At 74.0% G+C, this 9,366-nt stretch carries 10 protein-coding genes; 2 read left to right on the top strand and 8 right to left on the bottom strand.

The window, feature by feature from the left end; genetic code table 11:
- Positions 1–83 precede the first annotated feature (83 nt).
- From ACIPLC_RS33885 to ACIPLC_RS33870, 4 genes are all read right to left on the bottom strand, one after another.
- Positions 84–902, bottom strand: a complete 819-nt coding sequence (locus tag ACIPLC_RS33885; protein ID WP_400476877.1) for a polysaccharide deacetylase family protein — start codon at positions 900–902, stop codon at positions 84–86.
- A 49-nt stretch (positions 903–951) separates the two neighbouring features.
- Positions 952–1,737, bottom strand: coding sequence for an SDR family NAD(P)-dependent oxidoreductase (locus ACIPLC_RS33880; protein WP_400476876.1), 786 nt, complete (start codon positions 1,735–1,737; stop codon positions 952–954).
- A gap of 78 nt (positions 1,738–1,815) precedes the next feature.
- A complete protein-coding gene (locus ACIPLC_RS33875) occupies positions 1,816–2,736 on the bottom strand; it encodes a hypothetical protein (RefSeq protein ID WP_400476875.1) in 921 nt (306 codons plus the stop codon).
- Between the two features lie 133 nt (positions 2,737–2,869).
- Positions 2,870–3,673 (bottom strand): SAM-dependent methyltransferase, encoded by an 804-nt coding sequence (locus ACIPLC_RS33870; protein WP_400476874.1) that lies wholly within the window; start codon positions 3,671–3,673, stop codon positions 2,870–2,872.
- Between the two features lie 224 nt (positions 3,674–3,897).
- Between ACIPLC_RS33870 and ACIPLC_RS33865 the strand changes: the two genes are divergently transcribed.
- Both ACIPLC_RS33865 and ACIPLC_RS33860 read left to right on the top strand, forming a co-directional pair.
- A complete protein-coding gene (locus ACIPLC_RS33865) occupies positions 3,898–4,572 on the top strand; it encodes a sigma-70 family RNA polymerase sigma factor (RefSeq protein WP_400476873.1) in 675 nt (224 codons plus the stop codon).
- Between the two features lie 77 nt (positions 4,573–4,649).
- Positions 4,650–5,306: a hypothetical protein gene (locus tag ACIPLC_RS33860; protein ID WP_400476872.1), complete on the top strand. Its 657-nt coding sequence runs from the start codon at positions 4,650–4,652 to the stop codon at positions 5,304–5,306.
- A 29-nt stretch (positions 5,307–5,335) separates the two neighbouring features.
- On the opposite strand, the gene ACIPLC_RS33855 is transcribed toward ACIPLC_RS33860, so the two are convergent.
- The 4 genes from ACIPLC_RS33855 to ACIPLC_RS33840 form a co-directional block, all read right to left on the bottom strand.
- Positions 5,336–7,096 (bottom strand): condensation domain-containing protein, encoded by a 1,761-nt coding sequence (locus ACIPLC_RS33855; protein WP_400476871.1) that lies wholly within the window; start codon positions 7,094–7,096, stop codon positions 5,336–5,338.
- Positions 7,097–7,255: 159 nt separating this feature from the next.
- Entirely contained in the window at positions 7,256–8,035 is a 780-nt protein-coding gene (locus ACIPLC_RS33850; RefSeq protein ID WP_400476870.1) for a hypothetical protein, read from the bottom strand.
- 4 nt (positions 8,036–8,039) lie between these two features.
- Positions 8,040–8,330 carry a phosphopantetheine-binding protein gene (locus ACIPLC_RS33845; RefSeq protein ID WP_400476869.1) on the bottom strand — a complete coding sequence of 97 codons (291 nt, stop codon included), beginning with the start codon at positions 8,328–8,330 and terminating at the stop codon, positions 8,040–8,042.
- Positions 8,331–8,399: 69 nt separating this feature from the next.
- The gene (locus ACIPLC_RS33840; protein ID WP_400476868.1) at positions 8,400–9,332 is read right to left on the bottom strand and encodes a 3-oxoacyl-[acyl-carrier-protein] synthase III C-terminal domain-containing protein; all 933 of its coding nucleotides are present in this window, start codon (positions 9,330–9,332) and stop codon (positions 8,400–8,402) included.
- Between the last annotated feature and the right edge of the window lie 34 nt (positions 9,333–9,366).

Below are 9,366 nucleotides of genomic sequence, written 5' to 3'. Positions count from 1 at the left end.
AAAACGCTCGGCTGGAGAACTCCAGCCGAGCGTCTGCGTGATCTACTGACAACCGCATAGGCCATCAGGTGTTGCGAGGACTCCTAGAGACCGCCCCTCGGTCGAGGCGGGGCATCGTCGTCCGCCCGGCCCTCGGCCGCGGCCGCGATGCCGTCGGCCACGGGCCGCCCCGGGACGGCGTGGTCGCGGAGCGGGCCGAGGGTGAGGGCGCGGCTGCGGCAGTGGGCGGCGATCAGGGGAAGGGCGCCAAGGGTGGCCCGCCAGGAGTCGCGGGCGGAGGTGCAGTCGGAGTCGTGCAGGAGGAGGGTCGCGCCGCCGGTGAGGCCGGGGCGGGCGGTCGCGTAGACGGACGCGCCGGTCGCCTCCGCCGTCCAGTCCCGGCCCCAGGCCGTCCACAGGACACTGCGCAGGCCCAGGTGCCAGGCGGCCAGGGCCGGGCCTGCCGTCAGCACCCCGTACGGCGGGCGGTACCAGTGCGGGCGGACCCCGCACAGCGCGGTCACCGCCTCGGTCGTGCGGCGCAGTTCGCGCAGGTCACGGGCCGGAGCCGGGTACCACTGCTGCCGGTGGTACCAGCCGTGGACCGCCACCTCGTGGCCGCGCAGCACCAGCTCCCGGCCGAGGGCGGGGGCGCGCTCCAGCATCGAACCCAGTAGGAAGAAGGTGGCCCGCACACCGCCCAGCGCGTCCAGAGCGTCCAGGACGTACGAGGTGCTGCGCGGGTCGGGGCCGTCGTCGAAGGTCAGCGCGACGTGGTGCGGGTCGGCGCCGTGGCCGGCGGTTCGGCGGGCGAGCGTGCGGCGCAGCGTCGGAAGGCGCACCGCCGCCGGGGCCAGGTGCGCGAACTCCGCCGCGGTCGCCCCCGCGGTCGCCGCCGCGAGCACCCGGGTCGCCGTGTTCACCGGGCCACCGCGCTCACTGACCTCACTGACCTCACTGACCTCACCGGGCTCACCCGAAACGGGAGGCCATGCGCCGGAACACGCCCGGCGCCACGCCGTGGATCCGGGCCGGAAAGCCGAGCCAGTGCGGCACGAACAGCCGGTCACGCCCGGTGGTGATGGTCGCGACCACGGTGTCGGCGACCCGCTCCGCCGAGACGGGCCGCGGCCGCTCCCGCTGGTAGGGCGTGCCGCGCCGGTCGAAGAACGGGGTGTCCACCGGGCCCGGCAGCACCAGGCGCACCCCCACCCCGGTGCCGCGCAGTTCGTACCAGAGGCTCTCCGCGAACATCGCCAGCCCGCCCTTGGTCGCCGCGTACCCCGACTCGTCGCGCACGCCCACCTGTCCGGCCATCGAGCCGAGCAGCACGATCCGGCCCCGGCGGCGTTCCAGCATGCCCGGCAGGAGCAGGCGGACCAGCCGCAGCGGGGCGGCGAAGTTGACCTCGATCATCCGGTCCAGGACGTCCGAGGGGGTGTCCGCGAACGGTCCGCGCCACCCCAGGCCCGCGCTCGCGACCAGTGCGTCCACCCGGCCGGCCTCGGCGAGGGCCGCCTCCGCGAGCCGGCGCGGGCCGTCCGGCTTGCTCAGGTCCTCGGGCAGGACGCAGCCGCCGGTCCGGGCGGCGACCTCGTCCAGACGGGTGCGGTCCGTGCCGGACAGCAGGGTCCGCCAGCCGGCGTCGGCCAGGCGGACGGCCGTGGCCAGGCCGATGCCGGAGGAGGCGCCGGTGACGAGGACGACCGGATGGTCGGTGGGCCCCGGCCGTCGGGGGCCCGGCTGGGCTTCCGCCATCGCACACCTGCCACTCCGTGGGCGTGTCGCCGTCTGATTTGTCCGGCAAGTCACCTTCGCATGGCGGCGCCACCCGGGCTACCGGGGCGGGACGGCCGGCTCCGCCTCCGGGTCCGGACCCGGCTCAGGGTCCCGATCCGCCGCGTCCGGCCGCGCGGCGGCCACCTCCGCAGGCTCCCCCTCCAACTCCCCGAACCGGGACAGCAGGAAGGTGCCGCCGACCGCCACCGCGAAGCCCGCCAGCGCGCACCACTCGAACCCCGGACGCGCCGCGTCACCCAGCGCCGCCACGCCCACCAGCGCCGGACCGAAGGTCTCGGCGACCGTCCCGGCGGCGGTCGCGGCCGTCACGGTGCCGCGCTGCAGGGCCAGCGCGTACGCCAGGTAGCCGCCGAGGCCGCCCACCGCGAGCGCGTACGCCGCCGGATCGGTGAGGACGGTGACCAGGCTGGACGCGTCCATCACCCGGACCGCCAGGCTCGTCACCCCGAACCCCACCCCCGCCAGCAGCCCCAGCCCGGCCGCCGCCACGGTGCCGGCCCGGCGCACCAGGACGAGGGTGAGCAGCAGCATCACGGCCGTCGTCGCGAGCAGCGCCCAGTGGAACACCGGCGGGGCGTACTCGCGGCCCTCCCTGCCCGACCCCAGCGCCAGCAGCGTCAGGCCGACCACCACGGCGACGATCCCCGTCACGTCCCCCCGGCGCAGCCGCGCCCCGAGCAGCCAGACGGCGGCGAGCGCCGTCACGGCCAGGCTCGCATTGGTGACGGCCTGCACGAGGAACAGGGGCAGACTGCGCAGCGCCACGATGCTCAGCACGAAACCGACGATGTCCAGCACCGTGCCGAGCAGGAACTCCCACGAGCGCACCAACGCGGCCAGCAGCCCTGCCCGCACCCGGTCCGCCCGCGGCGCCGACCTCGCCCCACGCGCCTGGAACACCGCCCCGAACCCGAAGCAGACGGTCGCGACCAGCGCGGTGGTGAGTCCCAGCAGCATGCCTCTCCCAGCCTCACGGGCAGCATCTATCCACCCACCAGTCTGTCCCCGGGGCGGCGAGGCCGCACGGGTGGAGGGGTGGGGGGGCGACCTGGCGGGGGCGGCGAAGCCCCGCGGGTGCGAGGGGTGGGAGTCAGGGCTTGAGGGCTACGGCGGCGTGGGAGGCGGCCTCGGGGGCGGTGACGGACGGGTCGTCGGGGGTGGGGCGCCAGTGGGGGGTGGGGACGATGCCGGGGGCGAGGAGGTTCCAGCCGTCGAAGAATCGGGTGAACTCGGGGAGGGTGCGGGGCTGAGCGGCGGTGCCGCCGGATTCGTAGATGCGGACCAGGACGGCGATCTCGGCCGGGGCGAACTCGGGGGTGACGTGGGTCATCACCAGGGCGCTGCCGGGGGCGAGGGCGGTTCTGAGGTGCTCGACGATCTCGTAGGCGCCGTGGGTGTCGGGGACGAAGTGCAGGAGGGCATTGAGGGAGAGCGCGACGGGCCGGGTGAGGTCGATGGTGTCGCGCAGGCCGGGTGAGGCGAGGAGGTGGGCGGGGTCGGTGACGTCGCCCTCGACGTAGGCGGTGCGGCCTTCGGGGGTGCCGGTGAGCAGTGCCTGGGCGTGCGAGAGCACGATCGGGTCGTTGTCGGCGTAGACGACGCGGGCACACGGGTCGACGCTCTGGGCGACCTCGTGGAGGTTGGGCGAGGTGGGGATTCCGGTACCGATGTCGAGGAACTGGTCGATACCGGCCCGGGCGAGGGCGCGGGTGGAGCGGTGGACGAAGGACCGGTTGGCCCGGGCGGCGGCACGCAGCCAGGGTGCGACGGCGAGGGCGTGTCCGGCGGCCTCGCGGTCAGCGGCGAAGTTGGTGAAGCCGCCGAGGTAGTAGTCGTACATCCGGGCCGAGTGCGGCATGTTGAGCCGCAGGTCGACTCCGTCGTAGAGGCTCATCGCGTTCCCCCTTGGCGTCGCGGACACCTGTCGATTGGTGCCCACCGTATCCGGAGGTCAATCGCGGTCCGCCACGCTCCAAACAGTCGGTTGATCGCGCGAGATGACCATCTGTATTCGGGATGCGGCCTGGAGTGACAGGCCCGATGGACTGAGGATGGGCGCAGACAGCCCGACCCTCGAGTGGCCCGGCGAGCAGCCGGCGGCCACGGAAAGCAGGCGCGATGACGATCGACAGGGGCGCCCCCGTCCGCGGGTACCGGGGAGGGCCGACGCTGGAGCGCGTCGGCGGCGCGGAGTCGGACCGGGAGGCGGCCGGCGACCTCGGTCTGCGGCTGGACGTCACCTACGCGGCGTTCTGTGAGACGCATGAACCCGCGTGGCACGCCCTCGCGTTGACCAGGATAGGCGGCCAGGCGGACGCCGCCGTGGTGGTCGAGGCCGTGAAGGCGGACCTGGCCCGCTGCTGGCCGCAGGTGCTGCGGTTCGAGGAGCCCGCCGCGTACGCCTGGCGGCTGGCGAACCGGCACGTCTCGGACTGGATGTCCGCCGAGGAGCCGGTGGCGGTGGAGGCCGTCACCTTCGCGGCGGTGATCGGCGCGTTCAAGCAGGTCGCGAACGGGCTGCTGCACAGCGAGGCGGACGAGGTGCGGCTGTACGCGGCGATCCTCGAACTGCCGGACCGACAACGGGATGTGATCATCCTGCGGTACCTGTTGGGCCTGCACGTCAAGGTGATCGCGGCGTACCTGGGGCGGCCGGTGGCGACGGTGCACTCCAACCTGCGGCACGCGCGGGAGCGACTGGCGCGCCGGCTCGGGGTGGGCGAACTGCCGGACCACTCCGGCGAACCGTCCGACCACTCAGGCGAACTCACGGACCGTGCGGGCGAGCTGTGACGCCCGGACGGGAAGCGGACCCGCCCGACGGGGCGGTCCCGAGCGGCGGGGCGGTCCCGAGCGGCGGGGGGCGCGCGATGGTCCACGTGCCCCGGCCTGAGCGCGCCCACGCCGAGCGCATCGCAGCACTGCGCCAGGCCCGGCTCACGGCCGCGCCGGCGCACCTGCCATCGGAGTTCGAGCAGGCCACCTTCGAACTGGGCCTGGTGGTGGCCCTGGTGCTGGGCGCGCCGGACGCCTCCCGGGGACTCGACCTGCTGGTGAACGCCCGCCGGATCCAGCCCGAGGGGGCGGAGGTGTTCGCCGCGCTGCTGTACGCGACCGGGCGGGAGGAGGGCGCCGAGTTCTGGTGGCGCTTCGCCGCCGGGTCGGGCTGCGGCACGGCGGCGTACTGCCTGCACCTGCACCATCTGAAGCTCGGCGAGAACGATGACGCCGACTACTGGCGGGCCTGGTCGGATCAGCTCGTCGCGTCCGAACGCCACGCCGGGCCAAGGCCGTTGAGGATGGCCCGGCCGCTGCTGCCGGACGACGTGCGGCGCGACATCCTGTCCCGGGTCCACCACGGGCTGGCGCCGCAACTGCCGCCGCAACTGGTCGCGGTGATCGACCAACTGCCGTTGCAGGGCGACGAGGACGAGGAGGAGGTGCCGAGCCCGTGGGGGCTCACCTCGGGAGCGACCTCGGCGTGTTCGTGGGACGTCCGGTGGGACGGCGAGGACTCGTTGGAGTGAGCCGCCCGCGCCTGCCCGCGCTCCCCCGTTCAGGTGAGCACGGCCTGCCGGGCGGCGATGTCCGGGTCGCGGCCGCCGCCGGAGGCGACGGTCTCCGCCCCGGGGCCGGTGCACCGGACGACATAGTGCTGCGGCGCCATCGCCGTGTCGCGGTCGGCCAGGACGGCGACCACCGCGTGGTGGGCGGCGGCCGGGGTGAGTTCGCGGTCCGCGGTGGTCAGCGTCGCGGTCAGCCTTCCCCCGTCCACCGCGAGTTCGACGTCCGTCCGGGCGCCGAGGGCGGTCCCCAGCAGGGCGCGGACGGCGGCCAGGTCGATCCAGGTGCCGTCGATCAGGTGCCACTCGCCGTTCCGGTCGGGGGTCGGCACGTCCGCGACGCCGGGCAGGGCGTCGAGCGGCACGGGCCCCCGGGCGGCGGCGGCCAGGACGGCGAACAGCGCCCGCGCGAACCGGTCGGTCTCGTCCGGATCCAGCACCTGCGGGCAGGCGATCAGGGCGAAGTCGAGGCTGCCGCTGATCCGCAGGATGGTGAACATCAGCCGGACCGGCAGCGGCGGGGCGGGCACCCGGGTCAGTTCGGGGTCGGCGGCCGCGGCGGGCTGGGCATCGGCGACGGCGGCGGGGATGGTCAGGCTGAGGTCGTTGACCACGACCTGGCGGGGGAAACGGCTGCCGCGCAGGTGCGCACAGTCCTCGATGATCCGCCAGACCCGTTCGGCGTCCAGGGTGCTGTGCCAGTAGGCGCTCAGCGAGGCCGACTTGGCCCGGCCGATCAGCTGATCGAGGTCGGCCGCCCCGGTGTCGAGCAGGATCAGGGCGTCCTGCGCCAGGGTGCCGACGTGGTCGACCAGGGCGGCGCGCTGGCGGTTCGCGGAGAGCGCCGAGAGCGCCAGCTCGGTGCGGCCGGCCCGGTGGGCGACGAGCGCGGCGAAGGCGGCGAGCAGGACGACGGACGGGCTCGCGCCGGTGCGGCGGCAGACGGCGGCGAGGTCCTCCGCAGCGCTGCGGGAGCGGACCAGGACGGCGGAGTGGTCGCGCGGGCGGCCGGTGATCCGCGCGTCGGCGAAGACCACCTGCGGACCGGTGGCCAGGATGCGGGCCCAGTGCCGCAGGGCGGTGACCGACTTGCGGCGGCCCTGCGCGCTCCGTTCCGCGTCCGCGATCTGTAGCGGGGTGGGAGCGGTGACCGGCGGGAGGTCCTTTCCGGCGGCGAGCGCCAGCCAGTCCTGGATCAGCAGCGCGGTGGCGGCGCCGTCGGCGCCCGCGTGGCAGACCACCGCGACCAGCCGCAGCAGTCGTTCCCCGTCGGCGACGAGGGTGACGCGCAGCCTCGGCGCGGCGGCCAGGTCGACCGGAACGGCGACGTCGGCGTGACCCAACGCCGCTGCGAGCGCGTCCAGTTGGGCATCACTACGGTTGCCAGCTTCGACCACGGTGACGGTGAACCGGCCTTCCGGGTGCACCACCTGGCGCTCCGGGAAGCCGTCCGCACCGGGGCCGGTGGGGAAGGAGGTGCGCAGCGACTCGTGCCGTTCGACGAGCCGGCGCAGGGCGGCCAGCCCGGCCGGCACCGAGGTGCCGTCCGGGACGGGCCAGAGCGACTCCTTGTTGATCTGCTCGGGGGCGTCGCGCCGGATGCACCGGATCATGTTGTCCTGGCCGAGCGTGAGCGGCCCCGATCCGTCGCCGGGTCCGCCGGCCGGGGCCGCGTACCGGACCTCGATCCGTCTACTGGCCCGTGTCTCGTCGTACGGGGTCTCGTCGCACGGAGTCTCGTCGTACGGGGTCACGTCGCATGCGCCTTTCGGCTCGCCGGGGAAGGGCTCAGCGGGGGTGTGACCGGGACGCTAGCAGCGACCTCGCACACTGGTCCAGACCAACTGAACATTCGACTGATGATTCGTCAATGCACTTGCGGCTCTTGCGAGTTGACATGAACTGAGCGGTGGTCACGGCAGGGCGAGCGCACTCAGCACGCCGAGCCGGCGGTCCAGGTCGGCGACCAGGACGGGGCGCCCCCGCGCCCGCCAGGCGGGCAGTTGCTCGGCGAGCTCCGCCCAGGCCCCGGTGAACGGCTGGGCGGCCGGGCCTTCGGCACCGTCCAGCCCGGGGCCGAGCACGAGCGCCGCGTCGGGCCCCAGCTCGGCGACCCGGGCCCGAACCGCCGCGTCCGGCAGCTCGACACCAGGGATCTGATGGACGGTCATGCCAGGCCCGGGCGCCTCCTCGCAGACCAGCACCACCACACCGTGCCGCTCCGGTAGCGACACCGGCACGGCCGGCTCGTGGTGCAGCGCGGTCTGCTCGGCGAGCACCACGACCGCCCGACGGCAGGATCCGGTGCGGTGGTAGTCGGCCGCGAGGCGCAGGGCAGTGAAGGCCGCGGCAACGCCCTGGTCGCAGACCGCGAAGGCGAGCGGCGTGCCCGGACAGGACCGGCTGAGCGCCAGCGAGGACGGCGCGCCCGGTCGGACGTCCGGGGTGTCGAAGGCCAGGATCAGCAGGTCGACGGGCTCGTCCTCGGCGAGCGCCTCGCGCAGCAGGTCCGCGGCCAGCTCCTCGTAGGAGTGGCCCGCGCCCTCGCGCAGCAGGTCCTCGCGCAGCGGCAGCCCGTAGGGGCGGACGAGGTCGGAGACGAACACCCGCAGGTCCGGGTCGAGCGAGGCCTCCGAGCGGCCGTCGAAGCGCCGCGCGAGCGCCCGGGTGATCCGCAGGCCGTGGTCGGCCACCCGGTCAGTCCTCGGGGATGACGTGCCCGGCGACGTAGTCGGCCAGATTGGCGACCGAGCGCAGGTCGTCCTCGGTGATCTGCTCGACGTCCACCTGGATGTCGAGCGACTCCTCCAGCTCCAGGATGAGTTCGATGGTGCCGGCGGAGGTGAGGCCGAGGTCGTCGAAGAGGCAGGCGTTCTCGGGGATCTCGGGCAGTTCGCGCTTGAGGACGCGGGGCAGCAGTTCGCCGATGCCGGAGCGGATCCGCTCGCGCAGCTCGGGGTCAGTGGTCTGGACCACAGGTTCTGACATGGGTGTCCCGTCCCGTCGTACGTGGGAGAGTGGTCTGGCGTGGGAATGATGGACGAAACCGACGTTCCGTCAGCAGCGGACCGCCATCGCGGAGAAGGTGGCTCCGACACCGGCGGCGGCGATCAGGTAGTGGTCGCCGCGGCGCAGCAGCCCCCGCGTGGTGGCGGTGTGAAGATTGATGAGGCTGTCTGCAGCGAAACTGTGCCCCACCGACAGCACGTTGTCCAGCACCACCTTGTCGAGCGGATAGCCGATCCGGCGCGCTATCATCCGCCACGACGCCTGGTTGACGTTGTGCGGAAGCACCGCGGCCAGGTCGGAGAGGTCCAGACCGGCCTCGTCCAGGGCGGCCTCGATCGCCTCCACCATCACGTTCGGGTACTCGCGCTGGTAGCGCGCCAGGAGGTCCGCGTCCTCGGCCAGTCGGCCGTCGAACTCCGGGCGCTGGCGCACCGCGAAGGAGAGCACCCGATGGCGTTCGCCGTCGGCGCTCACCAGGCAGGCGGCCGCGCCCTCGGCGAATATGCCGGTCTCGGGCACCACCTGGGCGTCCTTGGTGAAGGTCTTCTCGCCCGCCAGGATCAGCGCCAGTGCCCGCGGGTCGGGCTCGGCGGCGAGCAGCCGGCCGGCCAGGTCGATGGCCAGCAGGCCCACCGCGCACGCGTGGTGGGTCACCGTGAAGGCGTTGGCGTGCGCGAGGCCGCGCGGGGCGAGCAGGTCGTGCAGCGGGTTGAGCGGGTAGGGCACCGCCACCGGCATGCTGCGCGCGTGGATCACGAAGCGGACGTGCCGCTCGCGTCCGCGCAGCTCAGGCAGGTTGTCGAGGGCGGATTCAAGCAGGTCGGGCAGCGTCCCGGACGGGTCCAGACGTAGCTGGTCCAGTCCGTGGAAGCGGCGGAAGAGACGAAGTTGACGTGGGGTCAGGCCGATCCGCTCACCAACCGCCTCGATGGGCACGGCGTGCGGGGGGAGGTGAACGGCCACTGCCTCCAGTGCGGTCACCCGGGCTAGTATTCCGACGCCCGCCGGGTCGCAC

It is taken from the genome of Kitasatospora sp. NPDC086801 (assembly GCF_044745805.1).
Taxonomy (GTDB): domain Bacteria; phylum Actinomycetota; class Actinomycetes; order Streptomycetales; family Streptomycetaceae; genus Kitasatospora.
Note: the sequence above shows the minus strand (reverse complement) of the source record. Positions and strands in the feature narration are given on the sequence as shown.